The organism is Fulvivirga ligni, assembly GCF_021389935.1.
Taxonomy (GTDB): domain Bacteria; phylum Bacteroidota; class Bacteroidia; order Cytophagales; family Cyclobacteriaceae; genus Fulvivirga; species Fulvivirga ligni.
Window position 1 is genome coordinate 2,399,461 of the sequence record NZ_CP089979.1, and the last position, 21,748, is coordinate 2,421,208.

General features: G+C 39.6%; 15 protein-coding genes. 10 read left to right on the plus strand and 5 right to left on the minus strand.

Translation table 11 applies throughout. The annotated features are described in order from the left end of the window. Window positions 1-40: 40 nt before the first annotated feature. The 3 genes from LVD16_RS10690 to ade all read left to right on the plus strand — a co-directional run bounded on the left by LVD16_RS10690 (window position 41) and on the right by ade (window position 3,040). Entirely contained in the window at window positions 41-1,036 is a 996-nt protein-coding gene (locus tag LVD16_RS10690) for an acyl transferase (protein ID WP_233773935.1), read from the plus strand. Between the two features lie 100 nt (window positions 1,037-1,136). Continuing rightward, entirely contained in the window at window positions 1,137-1,268 is a 132-nt protein-coding gene (locus LVD16_RS27735) for a hypothetical protein (protein ID WP_255697912.1), read from the plus strand. Between the two features lie 149 nt (window positions 1,269-1,417). After that, a complete protein-coding gene (gene ade / locus LVD16_RS10695) occupies window positions 1,418-3,040 on the plus strand; it encodes an adenine deaminase (protein WP_233773936.1) in 1,623 nt (540 codons plus the stop codon). Here ade and LVD16_RS10700 read toward each other — a convergent pair. From LVD16_RS10700 to LVD16_RS10710, 3 genes are read right to left on the minus strand one after another with little or no spacing between them, the layout of a single operon-like run. Next, the gene (locus LVD16_RS10700; protein WP_233773937.1) at window positions 3,026-4,276 is read right to left on the minus strand and encodes a serine hydrolase domain-containing protein; all 1,251 of its coding nucleotides are present in this window, start codon (window positions 4,274-4,276) and stop codon (window positions 3,026-3,028) included. The two genes, ade and LVD16_RS10700, sit on opposite strands and share 15 nt — an antisense overlap. 11 nt (window positions 4,277-4,287) lie before the next feature. After that, window positions 4,288-5,166, minus strand: a complete 879-nt coding sequence (gene cysM, locus LVD16_RS10705; RefSeq protein ID WP_233773938.1) for a cysteine synthase CysM — start codon at window positions 5,164-5,166, stop codon at window positions 4,288-4,290. Next, window positions 5,166-5,990, minus strand: a complete 825-nt coding sequence (locus LVD16_RS10710) for a serine O-acetyltransferase (RefSeq protein WP_233773939.1) — start codon at window positions 5,988-5,990, stop codon at window positions 5,166-5,168. The genes cysM and LVD16_RS10710 overlap by 1 nt, the downstream gene beginning before the upstream one ends. Window positions 5,991-6,219: 229 nt before the next feature. Between LVD16_RS10710 and LVD16_RS10715 the strand changes: the two genes are divergently transcribed. From LVD16_RS10715 to rpsA, 3 genes are all read left to right on the plus strand, one after another. Beyond that, window positions 6,220-6,906 carry an ABC transporter ATP-binding protein gene (locus LVD16_RS10715; RefSeq protein WP_233774587.1) on the plus strand — a complete coding sequence of 229 codons (687 nt, stop codon included), beginning with the start codon at window positions 6,220-6,222 and terminating at the stop codon, window positions 6,904-6,906. A 5-nt stretch (window positions 6,907-6,911) separates the two neighbouring features. Beyond that, window positions 6,912-8,276 carry a TolC family protein gene (locus LVD16_RS10720; RefSeq protein WP_233773940.1) on the plus strand — a complete coding sequence of 455 codons (1,365 nt, stop codon included), beginning with the start codon at window positions 6,912-6,914 and terminating at the stop codon, window positions 8,274-8,276. Between the two features lie 173 nt (window positions 8,277-8,449). Then, on the plus strand, window positions 8,450-10,441 hold the full coding sequence (gene rpsA, locus LVD16_RS10725) for a 30S ribosomal protein S1 (protein WP_233773941.1): 1,992 nt from the start codon (window positions 8,450-8,452) through the stop codon (window positions 10,439-10,441). A gap of 336 nt (window positions 10,442-10,777) precedes the next feature. On the opposite strand, the gene LVD16_RS10730 is transcribed toward rpsA, so the two are convergent. Both LVD16_RS10730 and LVD16_RS10735 read right to left on the minus strand, forming a co-directional pair. Next, complete coding sequence (locus tag LVD16_RS10730) at window positions 10,778-13,252, minus strand: TonB-dependent receptor (RefSeq protein WP_233773942.1); 2,475 nt, start codon at window positions 13,250-13,252, stop codon at window positions 10,778-10,780. Between the two features lie 157 nt (window positions 13,253-13,409). After that, on the minus strand, window positions 13,410-13,604 hold the full coding sequence (locus LVD16_RS10735) for a hypothetical protein (protein WP_233773943.1): 195 nt from the start codon (window positions 13,602-13,604) through the stop codon (window positions 13,410-13,412). 511 nt (window positions 13,605-14,115) lie between these two features. Between LVD16_RS10735 and LVD16_RS10740 the strand changes: the two genes are divergently transcribed. From LVD16_RS10740 to LVD16_RS10755, 4 genes are read left to right on the plus strand one after another with little or no spacing between them, the layout of a single operon-like run. After that, window positions 14,116-17,274, plus strand: coding sequence for a SusC/RagA family TonB-linked outer membrane protein (locus tag LVD16_RS10740; protein ID WP_233773944.1), 3,159 nt, complete (start codon window positions 14,116-14,118; stop codon window positions 17,272-17,274). Window positions 17,275-17,292: 18 nt separating this feature from the next. Continuing rightward, window positions 17,293-19,008: a RagB/SusD family nutrient uptake outer membrane protein gene (locus tag LVD16_RS10745; protein ID WP_233773945.1), complete on the plus strand. Its 1,716-nt coding sequence runs from the start codon at window positions 17,293-17,295 to the stop codon at window positions 19,006-19,008. A 17-nt stretch (window positions 19,009-19,025) separates the two neighbouring features. Beyond that, window positions 19,026-20,174, plus strand: a complete 1,149-nt coding sequence (locus tag LVD16_RS10750; protein WP_233773946.1) for a glycan-binding surface protein — start codon at window positions 19,026-19,028, stop codon at window positions 20,172-20,174. A 16-nt stretch (window positions 20,175-20,190) separates the two neighbouring features. Further along, complete coding sequence (locus LVD16_RS10755; RefSeq protein ID WP_233773947.1) at window positions 20,191-21,738, plus strand: IPT/TIG domain-containing protein; 1,548 nt, start codon at window positions 20,191-20,193, stop codon at window positions 21,736-21,738. The last annotated feature ends 10 nt before the right edge of the window (window positions 21,739-21,748 follow it).

A 21,748-nucleotide genomic window follows, 5' to 3' on the forward strand; every position in this document is an offset into this window, starting at 1 on the left:
GTGGTTTTATAAGCACAATTGTACTAAAATTAACTAACGATTGAATTCTTTTAAAAGTTTTTCAAAACAAATATTTGATTTACAGCCTTCAGGTTTTGAAACATTAACTTTAGAAATATTCAAATACCAGGCCGAAAATAATGAGGTATATAAAAACTATTTGAATCATTTAAAGATTCAGCCAAAGGATGTGAATCAAACATCTGATATACCATTTTTGCCTATCTCATTTTTTAAAACTCAAAATGTAATTACAGGTAGCTGGCAACCTTCCGGCTATTTTGAAAGCAGCGGTACCACAGGACAAAGTACCAGTAAGCATGCGGTATATGATGAAGTGTTTTACCTGAAAAATACAGAGAAAATATTCAATCATTTTTACGGACCATTGGAGGGGTATCATTTTCTAGCCTTGTTGCCTGCATATCTTGAAAGAACTGGCTCTTCGTTAGTTCTAATGGCTGATTATTTCATCAAGGAGTCGGGGTCAGATATGAGTGGGTTTTACCTCAATAATTTGGATGCTCTGGTGAGTCAAATCGAAGCTATTCGCAGGAGGGAGGATGGTAGGCAGATTGTTCTTTTAGGTGTTTCGTTTGCTTTGCTGGACCTGGCTGAGGAATACAACTGCGACCTTTCAGATGTAATAGTTATGGAGACTGGAGGGATGAAAGGCAGAAGGAAAGAAATGATTCGGGCAGAATTGCATCAGGTATTAAAAAGTAGTTTCAATACACATTCGGTGCATTCAGAATATGGTATGACAGAGCTTATGTCGCAGGCTTATTCAGACGGTGATGGTAAGTTTAAAACACCACCCTGGATGAGGATAGTGCTACGTGATTTAAATGATCCTTTTGATTTAAAATCTGGTAGAAGGTCTGGAGGGATCAATGTGATAGACCTGGCTAACTTCCACAGCTGTGCGTTCATTGAAACTCAGGATATAGGTAGTTATGTGTCTGATGATGAGGTAGAAATACTGGGCAGATTTGATAATTCTGATATCCGTGGCTGTAATTTAATGGTAAGTTAAGTTATTGTTTTATTGCTAGGTAAATTCATATTTATTTTGAATATTACGATTTAGTTTAATACATTTGATTCGCGTTGTACATTGTTAAATCATCTTTATTATGAAATTTAGACTGCTTTTAGTGCTTTTAGTTGTTTTTGGATTGTCTGCTTGTAGCCAATATACTTGCCCTACATATTCTAAGAAGGATGTAGAGAAAAAAGAAAACACTATTAGTCAGGAGAAAATATAATTCTGCTTTTTTCTAGGTCATATGGCCTAGAATTTACAGTTTTTTGAAAAATATTTAATCACACCCCTCAAGGTGTGATTTTATTCTTTATACCGTGTTCACTTTAATTTTTGACTGTATATTTTAGTGGAAATTAAATATACAGTGATATGCATAAAATTGAAGGCAAGATAGTAGATGTAGTCAATAGAAGAATCTTTGAAGGCAGCATCTCTATTGAATCAGGTAAAATTACAGAGGTAAATGAGCATCCTGTAAGTGACGCTCGTTTCATTCTTCCTGGCCTTGTAGATGCTCATATTCATATTGAGAGCTCTATGTTGGTGCCTTCAGAGTTTGCTAAGCTGGCCGTAGTTCACGGTACCATTGCCACAGTATCTGATCCTCACGAAATTGCCAATGTTTTAGGCGTTGCTGGTGTTGAATTTATGATTCAGGACGGCCAACAAGTGCCCTTGAAATTTAATTTTGGAGCCCCATCTTGCGTGCCTGCCACCCCTTTTGAGACTGCTGGCGCAGAGATCAATGCTGACGACATTGTCTATTTGTTAAAGAAACCAGAAATTAAATATCTGGCCGAAATGATGAATTGGCCGGGCGTACTTAATAGAGATCCTTTGGTAATGACTAAGATTAATATAGCCAAAGAGCTGGGCAAGCCTATAGATGGTCATGCTCCCGGATTAAAAGGGTATAATGCTAAAAACTATATAGACGCTGATATTTCTACTGACCATGAGTGCTTTACCATAGAGGAAGCGCTGGATAAGTTAAAATATGGAATGAAAATACTGATCAGAGAGGGGAGTGCTGCCAAGAATTTCGAAGCACTTATTCCTTTAATGAAAGATCACGCTGCTCAGCTGATGTTTTGTTCTGATGATAAGCACCCCGATAATTTAATAGAAGGCCATATCAATCAATTGGTGAACAGAGCCTTGGCTTATGATCATGATTTGTTTGATGTGCTCACCGCAGCCTCCGTTAACCCTGTAAAACATTATAATCTTGAAATGGGCTTGTTGCAGCCAGGTGATGCCGCTGATTTTTTAGTGGCGGATAGTATTGAGCCTTTGAGCATAGTAGAAACCTGGATAGATGGTGAAAAAGTGGCCGAAAATGGAAAGGCTTTATTTGATGCTGTTTCGCCCGAACCTATTAATGCTTTTAAGGCTACAGCTAAGAACCTAGAGGAATTTAAGCTTGATGTAACAGGTGCTGAAGTTAGGGTAATAGAAGCACTCGATGGACAGTTGGTAACAACTGAAAAATGGGTTGATTCAGCCCTAATAAATAATCCAACTCAATCTTCTACGGAAGCAGATGTGTTGAAGTTTGTGGTGGTTAACCGTTATCAGGATGTAACGCCGGCCTTAGCTTATATCGCTAATTTTGGATTGAAAGAAGGGGCCATAGCCTCATCTGTCGGTCACGATAGTCATAATATTTTGGCGGTTGGTGTAGATGATGAAAGTATTCAGCGGGTAGTCAATTTGCTTGTTGAAAATCAAGGTGGGGTAGCAGCTGTCGGGAAAGGTAAAGAAATGGTTTTGCCATTGCCTGTAGCTGGTCTTATGTCACTTGAAGATGGAGTGAAAGTGGGAAAGAAATATGAGGCCATTGATGCCTATGCTAAAGAATTGGGATCTCCATTAACCTCGCCTTTTATGAGTTTGTCATTTATGGCGCTCCTTGTGATTCCTTCTCTGAAGTTAAGCGACAAAGGGTTGTTTAATGGAGATCAATTCGAATTTGTATCACTTTTTAGGTAAAGCATCAGCGGAAGCTAATAAATCGTCATGGCCGAATTCTTCATAATATCTCTTGAAGAATTCTGTCATTACCAGATTGGAAAATTTGGAAGGTGCATTGGTTAAAATGCATATGCCAATATTCTTAGATCTGTCTAATGCTACGCCGCTTTTAAAGCCATTGGCATATCCTCCATGGTACACCAAAGTATCTTTTGGGTATTCCATAATTCTCCATCCCATGCCGTAATAGCCCTCGCGCGGGGTGAATAGCTGGCTGAAATATGGATTCTTGACTCTAATTTGAATTACTGGCTTAAACACCTGATCCAATACGGATGAAGGGATTACCTCTTCATTATTGCCAGTAATCGCTTTAAGCCACTGAGCCATATCATTAATGCTTGCATTGATTCCACCTGCAGCAGCTGTGTTGTAATAGCTTCTATGGAGCTGAGTTGGTACGTAAGACTTATTGCGATAGCCATGAGGTTCTGCCCGGTCCGTTTCGTTAATCATAGAATCATATGAAATTGATGCCGTTTTCATGTGTAAGGGCAAGAATATTCTCTTATAAATCAAGTCTTTAAAGTCCTGGCCAGTAGCTTTTTCTAATATGGGCTCTATAATCGAGTAAGCAATATTCTGATAGCTGTGTATTTCACCAGGATTTCTGCTCAAGCTTAAAGTAAATAGATTTTTTATCAAGGTATCTCTCGGTAGCTCGTCTTCTATTAAGGTAGAGAAGGCCTGATATTGAAAGCCAGCAGTATGAGATAATAAATGCCTTATAGTGATGCTGTCACAATAAGCAGGTAATGGTTGCGGGAGATAGTCAGATACATGGTCGGTCCAACGTATCATACTGTCTTTTACCTCCAGTCCAGCCAAAATAGCACTAAATCCTTTGGATACAGAAGCTAGTCTGAATAGGGTATTGGTGTCTACTGAATCTTTGCTATTGGCAGATTTAAAACCTAGGGCTACCTTATAAACCGGATATCCATCTTTTACAATGACTACTGATGCCCCTGGTGTGTTCGTGCTGTTGAATTTATCATGGACAAACTCATCAAAGCTCTTTAGAAAGGCTTCTTGCTGATCGGTGAGTTCTAAAACCTCTGGCTCATTTTTTTTTGGTTCGCCGATAGGCTTTAATGATAAATGTCTTTCGTTCATTCCTATCAAAACCACGGCTAATACGGCCAATATGGAAGTGATAGAAGTGTATATAAATATGACTTTACTTTTCTTCAAATTACATTCTCTTAATCAAAAAGGTCCGAGCTTAAATAACGATCCCCTCTGTCACACACAATAAAAACTATAGTTCCCTCATTAATTTCTTCAGCTACCTGAATGGCCGCCGAAAGTGCTCCTCCTGAGCTCATGCCTGATAATATGCCTTCTTCCTTGGCTAGTCTTTTGGCCATAGTTCTGGCACTGTCCTCGCTTATGTCGATAGTTCTATCCACTCTTGATGCATCAAAAATTTTCGGAAGAAATTCGGGAGACCATCTTCTGATCCCAGGAATCTTTGAGCCTTCCGTAGGTTGTGTGCCAACTATCTGAATATTAGGATTTTGCTCTTTTAAGAATTTAGAAACCCCCATAATAGTTCCCGTGGTACCCATGGCAGAAACAAAGTGAGTCACCTTTTGGTTAGTGTCTTTCCATATTTCCGGGCCGGTAGTATTATAATGCATCCCGTAGTTATCCGGATTTGCAAATTGGTTTAGCATGAAATAACCCTCTTCGTTGGCCATTTTTTCAGCTAACTCTCTAGAATACTCTATGGTTTTATCTGCAGGAGTTAAGACTACTTCAGCGCCATAAGCCTTCATAGCAAGTACTCGCTCTCGGGTAGAATTCTCTGGCATAAGCAGAGTCATGTTTAAACCAAAAGTCTGAGCTATCATGGCTAGTGCAATTCCTGTGTTTCCGCTGGTAGCTTCAACAAGTTTATCGCCTTTTTTAATTTCTCCTCTGTCTAGCGCACCTTTGATCATGCCATAAGCTGCACGATCTTTTACGCTGCCGCCAGGATTATTACCTTCAAGCTTACCAAAAATCTTTACGTTGGGTTTATTATATATATTTTGGATCTCCACTAAAGGAGTGTTTCCAATAAGTTCGAATAGAGTCATTATGGTTTGTAAATAATAGTGTCTACACTTTTGTCTAAATCGTTATGCATGTGCGCTTTATAGTAGAGCTTGCTCTTCGGAGCCACGCTACTGGTGAGCCAAACATTTCCGCCAATTACAGAGTTATGACCAACTACAGTACTACCTCCCAGAATAGTAGCACCGGCATAAATTACCACATGGTCTTCTATGGTCGGATGCCTTTTTATGGATGCATCTTCTTTGTTTACACTCAAAGCTCCTAAAGTCACGCCTTGGTATATTTTTACATGCTGCCCGATTTCGGTGGTCTCTCCAATCACAATGCCTGTGCCGTGGTCAATGCAAAAATATTCAGCAATACTAGCGCCAGGATGAATATCTATACCAGTTTTGCTATGCGCATATTCGGTTATGAGTCTTGGTATATTATTGATGTTCTGTTTGTATAGCTGATGAGCCACGCGGTAAGCAGCGATAGCATAAAAGCCAGGATAGGCTCTGACAATTTCATCCTTACTCTTTGCTGCCGGATCACCCATGAAGGTGGCTTCAATATCTGTTTCCAGCTTTTTATATATGGTTTCTAATGCATCATAGAAGGTTTCTATTATGTCAGCATTATGTTGGCCATTATTATTCTTGGCTAATATTCTATTGAGCTGCTGTTTGGATTCCTGAATGTTGGCTTCCAAACCTTCCAAAGTATCAACAGGAGTATTAGCGAAACTTGGAAAAAGTATGCCTATAAGATGTTCGAAATACTGATGAATCATCGAAGAAGTAGGGCACTCGGTACAATTAGAATGTGATTGATATAGTCGGTTGATGAAATTCTTGTCCATGGGTTAACGCAAGATTAACACTTTAATTTCAATATGAACGGGCAGATGTGTTGAATGTTTCATCGTGCGGTCACTATGTTTGATATCGGACACTCTGTTTCATTAGCGGACGTGAAAATGAATAGATTAAGTTATGGAAATCCTTAAATTAGCCTTTCTGAGCCGATTGTAGTACTTGGCATATTTATTGGCAAACAGGTAATTGATGTTAAATCAGAAACGAACAGGTATGATCAAACTAAACAATGTTGATAAGTACGTAGACTCCCGTTTTCAGCGGACCTTTATACTGAAAGGTGTAGACCTTGAAGTGGAGCAAGGGGAGTTCGTAACAATAATGGGGCCTAGTGGAGCCGGAAAATCCAGCTTAATGAATATTATAGGTATGCTGGATGAGCCTTCGCAAGGTGAATACTTCTTCTTTGATGAGCCTGTTCATAAAATGAAGGAAAGAAAGAAGTCTGAAATGCATAAGCATTACATCGGCTTTATCTTCCAGGCCTATCACCTGATAGACGAACTTACAGTTTATGAAAACATTGAAACACCACTATTATATAAAGGTGTGAAAAGTGCTCAGCGTAAGAGTATGGTGGCAGAAATGTTAGATCGTTTTCAGATGGTGGCTAAGAAAGACTTATTTCCAGAACAGCTATCAGGTGGTCAGCAGCAGCTGGTGGGTGTGGCGAGAGCCATTATCGGCCAACCGAAATTATTGCTTGCAGATGAACCTACAGGAAACCTCCATAGTGAGCAAGGTGATGAGATCATGAGCATTTTCCAAAAGCTCAACCAGGAGGGGATGACTATTATACAAGTAACACACTCCGAAAAAGCAGCATCTTATGGAAGTCGTGTAGTGAGGCTGGTGGATGGTGCTATAGTTTCTGATACCAAAGAAAAAATGCATTCTTAAAAATTATGAAAAAGATATTCGTTTTTATACTAAGCCTTTCGGGGTTTGCGCCCCTTTATGCCCAAAATTCAGGCTCAGATACCACCTCTCTCACTTTTAAAGAGGCTGTAAGTCTTGCCGTGAAAAATAATGTGGTATTACAAAAACAGGAAAATGAGCTTGAGTTCAGTCAAGCACAAAAGGCTTCTGGAATTGCTTCTCTCGGCCCATCAGTGGAATTGAACGGCTACATGAGTCGTAACGATGGTAATTCTTTTAACCAGCAGGAAGGACGTGTAATCAATGGTAAACTTGATTATATGAATGCTAGCGTTGATGTTCAAATGGCTCTTTTCAATGGGTTTAACAGAGTGAATACCATGAGACAGAGGAATTTATTGGTTGACTATCAGGCCTATGCCTCCAAAAGATCTAAGCAGTTGGCCATTCAGCAGGTGGTAGCTCAGTATCTTCAATGTCTTTTAGATAGAGAACTCAATTACATCGACAAAAATAATCTTGAAGCCCAGCAGCAGAAGCTTGAGCAAATTACTGAGCAGGTGAAAGCAGGAAGTATAGCTGAGGTTGATCAGTATAATCAAACTTATCAGGTGAAGAATGCTGAGCTAGCGGTTTTACGTTCAAAAAACACTTTAGTAAATGATAAGGCGGCTCTTGCTTTGATGATTCAGAAGAACCCGGCAGATCCTTTCGTTTTGGTAGAGCCAGGATGGGAGCTGGATGAAGTTCAGAATTTGGATTTGAATGAATTATATCAAAAAGCTATTGAGAATAGAGCAGATCTTAAAAGTGCAGAAGCTTTTGAGAGAGCTTCTCATTTAGGTTACAAGGCCGCACAAGGATTCTATTATCCTTCTCTATATGCTTTTTACTCTTATGGTTCAGCTTATAACTATGTACATGCTTCAGCAGCTATACCTGATCCTGCCAATAGATCTTTCGAGCAGCAGTTTACAAAAGATAATACGCAAACTGTATACGGCCTAAGTCTTAATGTGCCTATTTTCAATGGCTTAAGAACTCGCACCAATGTGTCGCGGGCTAAAATAGACAAAGAAAATGCTGAATTGGATGCAGAGAATACCAAGCTCCAAATAAAGTCTGATGTGCTTAGCGCTTATCAAAACCTGAATGATGCTGTAAATGCATATTTGGTATCTCAAACCCAACTTGAAGCCGCTGAAGTATCATTCGAGTTAGAAAGCGAAAGAAACAGATTGGGAATATCAGATTTAGTGCAATATACGCAGGCCAATCAGGATTATTTAACCGCTAAGAATGATGCCGCACAGGCAAAATATACCTTAATGTTTCAAAACCTATTATTAGAGTATGCCATTGGTACGCTACAGTTTGAAAGCATACCTTAAAATCTTGAGATTCTTAAATTCTTCCAATGCTATATTTATAAAATATATTTGCTAACTTTGCACTCCCGTTCGAGTGGACGGCTTTTTCTGAACTTTTTCAGGGGGAGAATTTTATATCAAATTTGTTATCTGATTGCTCTAAGGTAACATGTAAGTAGAGCAAAAGTTATATTATGGCAAACGAAGAAAAAAACACTGCAGCTGAAGAGAATGTAGAAGCTGCAAAAACAGAAGCCAAAGAAACAGCAAAAGCTGAAAAGCCAAAGGCTCAGGAAAATGTAGCTCCAGAAGATTTCGACTGGGAAGCATTTGAGACTAAAGGTTTCGGCGAAGGCTATTCTAAAAAGAAAAAAGAAGAGATGGCTGCAATGTATGAAAATACATTAACTACCATCGAAGAAAAAGAGCTTGTAGAAGGTACTGTAGTAGGAGTTAACGCACGTGACGTAATCCTTAACATCGGTTTCAAATCTGATGGTTTAGTATCAGCTACTGAATTCCGCGACATGCCTAACTTAAAAGTAGGTGATGTAGTTGAGGTTTTCATTGAAGAGCAAGAAAATGCTAACGGACAGTTAGTTCTTTCTAGAAGAAAGGCTAAGATTGTTCAGGCATGGGATAAAATTACTAAAGGTTATGAAAATGATCTAGTTATCGAAGGTTTTGTGAAACGCAGAACTAAAGGTGGTTTGATCGTAGACATATTTGGAGTAGAAGCTTTCTTGCCAGGATCACAAATTGATGTGAAGCCTATTAGAGATTTCGATGTATTTGTAGACAAAGCTATGGAAGTGAAAGTTGTGAAAATCAACTACACTAACGATAACGTAGTAGTATCTCACAAAGTACTTATCGAGAAAGATCTAGAAGAGCAAAAAGCTGAAATTCTTAACAACCTTGAAAAAGGTCAGGTACTTGAAGGTACTATTAAGAACATGACTAACTTCGGTGTATTCATCGATCTTGGTGGTGTTGATGGTCTTCTTCACATTACTGATATTTCTTGGGGTAGAATTAATCACCCTGAAGAAGTACTTAACCTTGATGAAACAGTTAAGGTAGTAGTTCTTGACTTTGACGAGGATAAGAAGAGAATTTCTTTGGGTATGAAGCAATTGACTTCTCATCCATGGGATTCGCTTCCTGAAACTCTTGATGTAGGTTCTAAAGTAAAAGGTAAGATTGTTAACGTGGCTGATTATGGTGCATTCCTTGAAATCCAGCCAGGTGTAGAAGGTCTTATCCACGTTTCTGAGATGTCTTGGTCTCAGCACTTAAGAAACCCACAAGACTTCATCAATATTGGAGATGAGTTAGAGGCAGTAGTTCTTACTCTTGATAGAGAAGACAGAAAAATGTCTCTAGGTATCAAACAATTAACTGAAGATCCTTGGACTAAGCAAGATGTATTAACTAAGTATGCTGTAGGTACTAAGCACAAAGGTGTGGTTAGAAACCTTACTAACTTCGGTTTATTCATCGAGCTAGAAGAAGGTATCGACGGTCTTGTACACGTATCTGATCTTTCTTGGACTAAGAAAATTAAGCACCCTTCTGAATTTGTAAAAGTAGGAGAGGAGCTTGAAGTGCAAGTTCTTGAATTAGACGTTGATAACAGAAGATTGGCACTTAGCCATAAGCACCTTGAAGAGAACCCATGGGATACTTTCGAAACAGTATTCACTCCTGGTTCTGTTCACAAGTGTACTATCCTTGGTCAAAACGAGAAGGGCGCTACATTAGAGCTTCCTTACGGTATTGAAGGATTCTGCTCTAGCAAGAACCTTCAAAAAGAGGATGGATCTAAAGCTGAAAATGGTGAAACTTTAGAATTTAAAGTATTAGAATTCTCTAAAGATGATAAGAGAATTGTATTGTCTCACAGAGCATTATACTCTAAAACTGAAGAAGCTCCTAAGCCAGCAGCAGCTCCTAAGAAGAAAGCTAAGAGTGGTGTAGCTAAGGTTAATAATGACACTGAAAAGTCTACATTAGGTGACCTTGAAGCTCTAAGTGCTTTGAAGGATAAAATGGAAGGTAAAACTACTGAAGAGGCTCCAGCTGAAGAGAAAGCTCCTGCAAAGGAAGAAGCTCCTAAGGCAGAAGAGGCTCCTGAAGCTGAAGACGCATCTGATGATGCAGCAGACGCTGAAGAGAAGAAATAAGTAGTTAAGCTTATAAATACTAAAGCCTCTGAAGGAAACTTCAGAGGCTTTTTTTGTGCCTTTGTTTTTAGATCCTTAATGCTGGTAGTCATTACACGTTTTAACCACTGACTCATATGAACTAAAGATATGATACCTGGCCATTTCTTTACCATTGATAATACTATCTCTCATTGAATAGTACGATTCGGATTTAAGGCTTTATAATTTACTCTAAGTTACCTGGCTCCAATATCAGTATCTCGCCAGGATAGCTGTAGCGGAGTTGGAATAGAAAGGCAATAAAAAGCCGATTCAATATTGAATCGGCTTTTGAATGATCTATATCAAGGATAATTAGAATCCTCCGCCCTGGTTATCACCACCTTCTTTTTGATCGTTGTTATCGATACGGCTTCTTCTCTGTCTTTGTTTGAAGTCTAGCTTACCGAATTTATAACTTAAGTTAAATCCGAATGATCTAAACGGCACATCATAAGAGCTGGTCTGATAATAAGTGTCTCCTTTGATTTCACTACCGAAATTCTGGTATTTAGTGAATGGCTGAGTAACATTGATACCTATGCTTCCTCTATCTCCCCAGATTTTCTTTTTGATACCCATGCTAAAGATAGAGAATGATGGGTTGTAGCCCTGTAATGTCTGTCTCCTTGGTCTGTAGAAGCCGAACATATCAATGATCCAACTTTCACCAAGACTAATGTTAGAGTTAAGGTTACCGTCCCAAAGAATAGCATTATTGCTTACAGATTGACCATTAATCACACCTTTAGCGTTATAGGTATACACGTTAAGTCCGCCACGTAAAGTCCAGATTTCAAATAAGTTTAATGATGTGAATAAGTTTACACCAATAGAGTTGTTCTCTCCGATATTTAAATATCTTGTTCTGTAAATATCATCTTCTTTAGTAAGATAGCTTTCTATTACATCAGTAGTCTTTTTGTAGAACACGCTGGCGTTAACACTTACCTTCTTTACAAATGCACTATAGCCAATTTCATACTGGTCAGTAAGTTCTGGATGCAATTCAGGATTACCAGAGCTCACGTTTTTGTTATTATTGATTTGCTCGTAAGGGTTAATGAATCTTAAGCTAGGTCTTTGAATTCTTCTGCTGTAGCTCGCTTTTAAGCTATTCATTTTTCCGATCTTTCTGCTTAATGTAACACTTGGTAGAAAGTTGTCATAATCATTGCTGAAAGCATTTTCCGGAGTGTCTCTGAAATCACCTTCTATCTTTGTGTACTCATATCTTAAGCCTGCTAACAATCCGTATTTAGTTCCAAATTTGAAGTTACCAGATAAATAACTAGCCAAAACATCCTGACCGTAGTCAAAATAATCACTTCTGCTTTGGTCTGTTATAAAAGTGCCTGTGCTCTCCTGATAGGTCTCATAGCTGAAATCACTGGTTACAGTTCTTAAGATGCCTTTAGCCCCAGCTTCTAAGGTGAACTTATCACTGATTGGGTTAGTATAATCTACCTGGAAGGCGTGCTCATTATTGTCGCCATCATTCAGGTTTTTCTCATTTCTTTCAAAAGTGTTAATAGTTGAGAGTGACGGATCATACTGCACTATTCTATAATCCTGATCCTGAGTATTCTTATCTAGCTTGTAAGAAACTGATAGCTCATGGCCTTTCTGCTCAGGGAATTTGAATACGTAGTCTACTGACCATTCATAACCACCAAATGCATTTTCATTGTCAGTATTACGCTGGTATCTGCTTATATCATCAAGGCTGTCATACATACCTTCTACCTTGTTATCACTATCAAAAGAGAAAGTTCTCAGTCTCAAAGAGGTGGATATACTGTGATAAGCATTGAAGTCATAGAATGCTCCGATGTTACCGAAATAGCCCCTTCTGTTAGAAGTGTTAGTTCCTATTTCCTCTTGTATCTGATCATTTACATAGTCTTCTGTGAAGTAGTAAGACTTTCCTTCCTGTGGCCATTGCTTAAATCCACTGAGGTTAGCGTTAAAACCAAATCTTCCTTTACCGGCTGTAATACTTCCTGATCCACGGTTCAGTCTGGTACCCACCGTTAAATCTACATTACCTGTAAAGCCCTGAGCTTCACCTTTTTTGGTAATGATATTGATGATGCCAGCCGTTCCATCTCCCTCATATTTGGCAGATGGTGTAGTGATTACCTCTACACTTTTAATATTATCAGCAGGAATCGCTTTTAATGCTTCGCCCGGGTTGCTGGCAAACATGCTTGATGGCTTACCATTAATAAGGATTTTAACATTTTGGCTACCGCGCATTGAAACATTACCTTCTAAGTCTACATTAAGAAGAGGAGCTCTTCTCAGTACTTGAGATGCATCACCACCTGCATTGGCTACATCACGGTCAGCGTTGTAGACTATTTTGTCTATCTTGTTTTCGATTAATTCCTTTTCACCTTTTACCACTACTTCTTCAAGTTCGGTAGAAGTACCTGTAAGTTTTACAGTTTCCAGATTAGCATCCGGGCTTTTAGGTGTAAGCGTAACTTCTCTTGTTATTGTTTCATAACCTACAAATGAAATGAGCAGGTCATATTTGCCTAGAGGTACATTACTAAGCTTAAAAGTACCATCCTCTTCTGAAATAGTACCGTTAATGTCTTTATTGGATTCGGGGTTTCTTAATACTACTGAAGCAAAGGACAGTGCCTCCCCGGTGGTAGCATCTACCAGCGTTCCTGTTACTTTGCCTTTTAGTTCTTGCCCTCCAGCTGCCATTCCGCCTCTTTGCTGGCCAAAAACTGAAATGCACATGATTAGTGCAATGCTTGTTAAAATCGTTCTCATAAAATCAATTAGTTCTAGGTAGTAATACTACCAAAAGGGGTGAAGGTTTTTTAAATAATGACCAATGGTCAGATAACTTTTGTATTGGAAGAAGAGCCGTGATTAGTGGTGGAGGGTAGCTCTATAAAAAAGGGAAGAAGCTAAAGTGTGGGAGTTCTTACGAATCCCACTTTTTTATAATATCATCAATAGACGATAGCAAATCATCTCTGCTATCTTCGGAAAGTAAATATTTTCTTTCCAGCAATCTTATGGCCATCTCATTCATGATGAAGTGATTTCTTAAAAAATCCAGTCTGTCATTAATAGAGCCAAGGCCTTTGTATTTATTTCTCTCGGTAGGTGATTCCATAATTAGTTCTACCTTGCTTATAAATACATCAGAATCATGAAGCATAACTATAGCAACTTTTATTTATAACGTAATATATCAAAGTATTACCTTTTGACCTCTCAAATGTGCATTTTAATTTCAAAAATTAATACTTGTATTTGTAGATTTTTTTATTACTATATTATGTGTATAGTTTAAGTGAAAGTATAAAAAATTATATAATATTATCCAGCTAACCACCTCCATTTATTAAATCTGATAATTGAAAAATGGTAGTTCCTCCACTGGTATATCCATTGTTTTTATAACACATATTTTTCAATTATTGGCCTCCAGGCATATTTAAGGGTGTTTGTAACAATCTACAAGGGCATTTATACCAACCTATGGTAAGATTGCTCAGGACTGTTAAATTGGTTTTGAAATCGATCTTGACATTTTATTACATGCAATCGATTGAGTGAATTAAAAATCATGTTTCATTCGATTGTAAAACGTCAATATCAGTTAACAATAAACCTACCTTAATATGAAAAAACTTTTACTCTTAATGCTGTGTTTTTGCTCGGCCAGCCTGGTCATGGCTCAGGAGCAAACCGTGACAGGTAAGGTTACTTCAGCGTCTGACGCAGAAGTATTACCTGGCGTGAACGTGATAGTAAGTGGTACCACAAAAGGTACTACCACAGATTTTAATGGGGAATTCTCCATTAATGTACCAGGCAACGCCTCATTGGTATTCTCATTTATTGGATATAAAACCACTGAGGTCCCTGTAAACGGACGATCTGTTTTAAACATTACTTTAGAAGATGACATCGCTCAGCTGGATGAAGTAGTGATTACCGGGTATGGATCTATCCGAAAGAAGGATCTGACCAGTGCACACACCACGGTGGGTGCAGAGGAAATTCAGAAAACCGTAAATACTACTATCGAACAGGCTATTCAAGGTCGTGCTGCTGGTGTTTATGTAACCCAAAACTCAGGTCAGCCGGGTGGAGGTATGTCCATTAATATTAGAGGTGTAAGCTCTATTAATGGTAATACACAGCCTCTCTATGTTATTGACGGAGTTCAGATAGAGGGTTCTCAAGTTTCTGGCGGAGCCCAGAGTTCATCTAATCCGCTTTCAGGATTGAACCCTGCAGACATAGCTTCTATGGAGATATTACAAGGACCATCAGCTACTGCATTATATGGTTCCAGAGCCACGAATGGCGTGGTGGTTATTACCACAAAAAGAGGTAAAGCGGGAGATATACGAATCAGTTATGGCTTCCAATACAGTCTGCAAACCGAACCTCAAAAGCTGGATGTAATGAACTTGCGTCAGTATGCTCAGATGGTGAATGAGTACAAGGAGATAGATGGTGGAGACACCCCTACCGAATTTTTAGATCCTTCCATACTCGGTGAAGGAACTGACTGGCAGGATGAGTTATTCAACCGAGCCGCTATGAACAAACATCAACTAAGCCTAAGTGGTGGTAGCGATAAAACCAGGTATTACTTTTCAGGAGAATATTTAAATCAGGAAGGTATAGCCATTGGTTCTGGATTTGAGCGTTACAGCACCCGTGTTAATTTGGATAATGATGCTAACGACTGGCTTTCCATTGGTGTGAACTTAAGTTTCAATCAAACGCATGAGCAACTAACTACCAGCCAGGAAAATATCATTTCTAATGCACTACGTCTTTCTCCCCATATTCCTGTAAAGAATTTTGACGGCTCATTTGCTGGTGGAGACGTTTCAGAAAACCCTGCTGAGCAGTTTATACCACCAAACCCTATTGGACTAGCTACTATTACAACTAACGACCTTACAAAGCGTCAGCTCCTGGGTGGTGTAAACCTTTCTTTCAAAATTATGGATGGGCTTACTTTCAGAACTAGTTTGAATAGCAATTGGGAGTCTAAGCAATCTACTTATTTTGTGCCTGAGTATGAGTTTGGCTATCAGAGAAATGATAATGCTACACTTTCTAATAACTCAACTACGAGCACTTATTGGAACTGGAACCAAATGCTTCAATATGAGAAAAAGGTTGGTAGTCATAATTTCAATATCATGGCCAGCCATGAAGCACAACGTTCTCACTGGGAGAGTGTAACGGCCGGTATTTCAGATTTCGTGGTAGATGGAATCATCGATCTTAACCTTGGAAATTCTGATACAGAAACCAATGCAGGAGGTAAGGGCAGCTGGGCCATGGAGTCTTTCCTGGGTAGAGTAAACTATAATTTCAAAGATCGCTACCTGTTGATGGCTGCCATAAGAGCCGATGGATCGTCAAATTTTGGTAGAGAAAACAAATGGGGTTATTTCCCTTCATTCTCAGTGGCTTGGCGTGTATCTGAAGAGCCTTTCTTTGATGTAGACTTCATCAATGACTTTAGATTGAGATTCGAAAATGGTCTTACCGGAAATCAAGGAGGCGGAGGCTACATTTATGGACAATTGGGTGCTAATAACACACCTTGGGGTACAGGTTTTTCTGTGTCGAGATACTCTAACCCGGCTTTAAAGTGGGAAGAGACTAACACCAATAACTTTGGATTGGATATGGCCTTTTTTGAGAACCGTATTCAATTTGAGGTGGATTACTACATCAAGAAAACAGATAATCTTTTAACACCAGCTGCTAACCCGTGGTATATGGGCGTAGCAGGAACTGGTAGCATAGCTAATCCTCAGGTAAACCTGGGCTCATTAGAAAACAAAGGTTGGACTATCTCTTTAAACACCATCAATTTGGATAGAGATGGGTTTACCTGGCAGTCAAACTTCAATGTCTCTCGTGTAAATACCAAAATCACAAGTTTGAGTACAGAGTCTGGCTATTATGCTCGTACATCATGGTGGCTGGATGACTGGACACAGAGAGCAGCAGTAGGTGAGGCACCATGGTTATTTTATGGTTATGTCGCTGATGGTATTTTCCAAAGTGTAGAAGAGATTGAAAATAGTCCCACACCTACTGACAATAATGGCAATAAGTTGCCTGTCGCAGAAAATGGTATATGGGTGGGCGATGTAAAGTATAAAGATATCAGCGGACCTGACGGTGTGCCTGACGGTGTAATTAATACTTACGATCAGACCTATATTGGAAATCCATGGCCGAAGCTTTTTGCTGGTTTAACTAATACCTTTTCTTATAAAGACTTCAGTTTGAGCATATTACTTACCGGTGTTTTCGGAAACGACATCTATAACTATGTTGCCCGCACGAATACTAATCCTAATAACATCAACCTGAGTAGAAACCTTTTGGTAGATGTGCTGGACTATGCCAAAATAGAAACCAATGAGGAGGGAGATCCTTATCTATCTAATCCCAACACAGACATAGCCAGGATTTATAGCAGTGATCCGAATGGTAATTATGATAGACACACTACCAAGTATGTGGAAGATGGTTCTTACATCAAAATAAAGAACATCAGTTTAACCTATAATGTGCCAGCGTCCATCATAGGAAAGCAAAAGGTTATTAGAGGTGCCAGGATCACATTTAGTGGTCAGAACATAGCCACTTTTACCAAATATTCTGGTTATGATCCTGAAGTAGGAGCTTATGTAGGTCGTGATGTAGATGCCAGTAATCAGGCCATTGGTCTTGATAATGGACGCTACCCACTTACACCAGTGTATTCTATGAGTCTGGGTATTGATTTTTAATTGATAATGACTAAAGACATGAAAAATATAAATTCAGTAAAAAATATATTCCTTGCTTTAGGATTGGGGGCTATGATCAGCTGTTCTGATGACTTTTTAGAAGTACCACCTGAAGACACTGTAGTTGATGCTAACTTCTACAAAACTAATGATCAACTGTTGGCAGCCACAGCACCATTATATAACCTGGGATGGTTTGACTATAATGATAAAGCTTCCTATAATCTGGGCGATTTTAGAGGTGGATCTGCCTTCAGCGCTTATAATGATCGTGAAAACGTAGAGTTCAACACTACAGAAAATACGCCGGAAAACGGAGCTGCCTGGAGGGCCTTTTATAATGTAGTAGGTCAGTCCAATATGACGATAGTGAACATCAACCAGTATGCCACTGAAGGTGTGTCTGAGGAAGTGAAAAAGGTATGCATTGCCGAGGCCAGATTTATGCGAGCTTTGGCTTACCGCTATCTGGTAATGAACTGGGAGGCTGTGCCGATAATAGAGAATAACCTTGAGATTCTAGATAATCCGCTGGTAGTGAAAAGAAATACAGTGAGCAGCATTTGGGGGTTTATTACAAAAGAATTTAGGGCTGCGGCTGCAGATTTACCAGAAACCCCTATGCTGGAAGGGCGGTTAACAAAGTGGGCCGCAGAGGCCATGCTGGCTCGTACTTATCTTACCAGATCTGGAGTGCCTGATAATTACGGAATGGGGGCTTCTGAGCAAGTAATCAACCGAAATCAGGACTATCTGGATAGTGCTAAATACTACTCTCAAAGAGTGATTGAATTTAGCGGAGCCGCTCTACTACCTAGCTATTCAGATCTCTATCATTATCCCTATGATAACAATTCTGAGTCATTATTCTCTTTGCAGTGGGTGTTTACAGATAATACAGCCTGGGGTACTCAAAACAGTACACCAGCTTATCTTACACCTACTTCAGAACTAGGAAATGGTGATGGCTGGGGTGGCGATAAAGGAGCTACTTTCTACATGTTGAGTTTATATGAAGGATTTGAAAATCAGGGAGATACCATATTGAGAGGTAGAACCGTAGATGCTAGACTTAAGGCTACTTTTATGCTGCCCGGAATGGAATATGATGAGCTTTCTTTTCAAGGTGGTGATGGTTTAGAAACCGGATATACCGTGCCTTATAATGCAGGTACGCCAGGTGAGGCTGTAAATTTTGCAGCAGTCAAAAAGTATGTGGTAGGTAAGCTGGCCGCTACTGAAGCCGCTTCTCAAAGATACGGACATGATACCTACATGATAAGATTGGCTGAAATGTACTTGATATATGCTGAGGCTGCTCTTGGTAATAATTCTAGCACTTCAGATGCCCTGGCTATGGAATACTATAACCTCGTTCATGAAAGAGCTACTAATCAGGTAGAAACAGATCCACTGACCTTTGATATGATCTATGAGGAACGCCTGAAAGAGTTTGCAATGGAAGGTATGGCCTGGTATGATTTAGTAAGACTACATTACTACAATCCTCCATTGGCTTATGCTAAAATAGGCGAGCAGGACAGAGGGTTTTATTTCATTCAACCGGATCAATATCCTGATCCTACAGAATGGACCATCCGAAAGACAAGTTGGGATGACAATCGGTCTTTCAATGCAACCTCCGGTAACTTTAGAATTCCGCTACCCGCGGCAGAAGTAAGTGCAGCTCCTAACCTGCTAGACGAACCGGTTCCATATGACTTTAGTGAATAACTATAACAGACATTAAGATGAAAATAAGATATAATACAATAGTTTATTTCATGCTGTCACTGGTATTTGTAGGTGCAATTATCAGCTGTACAGATGATGATGAATTAAATGGTGGAAAACCAAGGATAAGGTATGTGCGTCTGGTAGATCCTAATTCTTCAGACTCTTTGTTAGTGGCTGGCTATCAGAATAATATGGTGGCTATCATAGGTGAAAATCTGGGAAAAACTGAGCAAGTATGGTTCAATGATAAGAAGGCTGGCTTGTCCCCAACTTATGTCACTAATTCTTCTATTCTAACCACTATTCCGGGAGACATTCCTGATCAGATTACCAATAAAATGGCATTGGTGTTCAGTAATGGCGATACACTTTTCCATGATTTTGAAGTGGCCATTAGTGAGCCTGTAATTAATTCTATGAAAAGTGAGTATGTATTTGCTGGTGATGTAGCTACTATTCGCGGCAACTTTTTCTATGAGCCTGTCACAGTTACATTCACTGGTGGGGTAGAAGGTACTGTGTCTACAGTAGATGATGATGCAGCCATTCTTCAGGTGGTGGTTCCAGAAGGTGCAGAGCCGGGTCCTATCACTATTACCACTCCATTTGGTGAGACAGAATCTGATTTCTGGTTTAGAGATAACCGAAATATCTTCATCAGCAGCGATCCTTTTACAGGCTGGTGGAATGAGTCCTTCGTAGTTTCTGCTCCAGAGGCCGGTGATCCACCTTCTATTAACGGTAATTATATCAGAGTGAAGCAGAATATTGGTAGCTGGAGCTGGCTGGAAGTAGCAGGCGGACCACCAAGCGCCATGGGCGATATCAGTAAAAATATCCCTGATGAGGCCATCATAAAACCTTCTGATTATTATCTGAAGTTCGAAGTCAACACCATGAAGCCTTTTGATAACAATGTAATAAAGCTCAATGTAGGCTTGAGTAATGACTTTTATAACGATGGCTACCAGTGGCTGCCTCCATATGATACAAAAGGTGAATGGCAAACTGTGGTGATTCCATTGGAAACTGTTATGGCAGATTTCGATACTTCTGTTAGTGCGGATGGGTACTATGCCAGAATTCTATTCCATGGCCCTGGTGATCTGGATGCTGATATCTCTTTTGATAACTTCAGAGTGGTGCCTAAATCTCTCGATTAACTAAATACCAATTGAAATGAAATTCATAAATAGATTATATATTCTATTCGTCTTATTTACTATCATGGGATTAGCCTCATGTGGTGATGACGATGATAATAATACGCCAGATAATATCATGCTACTGAGCTTTGGGCCTACCGGCGTTCAGCACGGTGAAATGATAAAGTTTATTGGAGAAAATTTGGACAGAGTAGAGTCAGTAGAGCTGGGAGGTGGAGTGGTTATAGAAAAAGCAAGCTTTGATTCACAAACAGATCAAGTGATAGAATTAGTGGTGCCGGCACAGGCTGAGGCAGGTGTGGTAACACTCCATAGTGCCGAAGGTGATGTGGTGTCAAAAACAGTTTTGAGTTTTGAGGTGCCAGTAGTTATTACGGCTTTTACAGGGGAAGTGAAGCCGGGTAATAACATCACTATTACAGGTAATTTCTTGAACTGGGTGGAGTCAGTATGGTTTACCAGAGATGTCGAAGTTACCGATTTCGTAAGCCAGAGTATGACCGAATTGGTGATTAAACTGCCTATGGAAGCAGAGACAGGGCCTATTGTTTTTATGACCGGAGGCACTGAGCCATTAGTGATAGAAACGGAAGAGGATCTGATAGTTACTATGCCAGTAATATCTTCATTATCACCACTTTCACTGCAACATATAGATGAATTAACAATCAGTGGAACCGACCTGGATTTAGTCAAAGAGATCAGGTTTCCTGATGGATCTACAATGTCAGAATTCAGCAGTCAGAGCGAGACGGAAATAAAGTTAAATATTCCGGCTACCGTTACTGATGGTAATATTGTATTGGTCCTTGCTTCTGGGGTGGAGGTGAGTAGTGATGACGCTATAAGTATCATCTTACCCATCACTACCAGCATCACACCAGAAAATGCTGAGTTGGGAGATGATGTTACCATTACAGGCTCTAATCTTGATCTGGTGAAGAGTATTACATTTAAAGGTTCTGCCGCTGTTATTACAGAATTTGTATCTCAATCGGCTTCAGAAATAGTAGTAACTGTACCTGATGATGCTAAAAATGGCACCCTCACCTACAAGACTATTCACGATTTCGAAGTGGTGTCAGAAGTGGAGGCCTCATTGAATGTGTCTGCCGTATATTTTATCTATGACGATGCGCTGAACGCTAACTGGCAGCAATGGGGAGGTTGGGGTACTGACCTTCAGGATATGGCTAATACAGAACAGCCGGAAGCGGGATCAAATGCCTTAAAGATAATTTATAATGATGCTTATGGAGCTGTGCAGTTACACCCTCTGGCTACTGACGCCGGGGTTCTGAATAACTTTAGCAAGCTGGTTCTTTCTGTATATGGTGGCGCTAGTAGTGATGGAAATACTATGGCTATTCAACTCAAAGATGGTGATGGCAACTCTAGTTCTGAACCTACCTTTACTGTGGCAGCAGGGGTGTATACGGAGATTACAATTAATCTAAGTGCATTTACCGGAGTTGATCTTACTAACATTGTTGAGTTCTATATTAAAAATTATGGCGTCGCTAGTAATACGGTGTATATAGATAATATTCAGCTAAAATAAATTTTCTCGT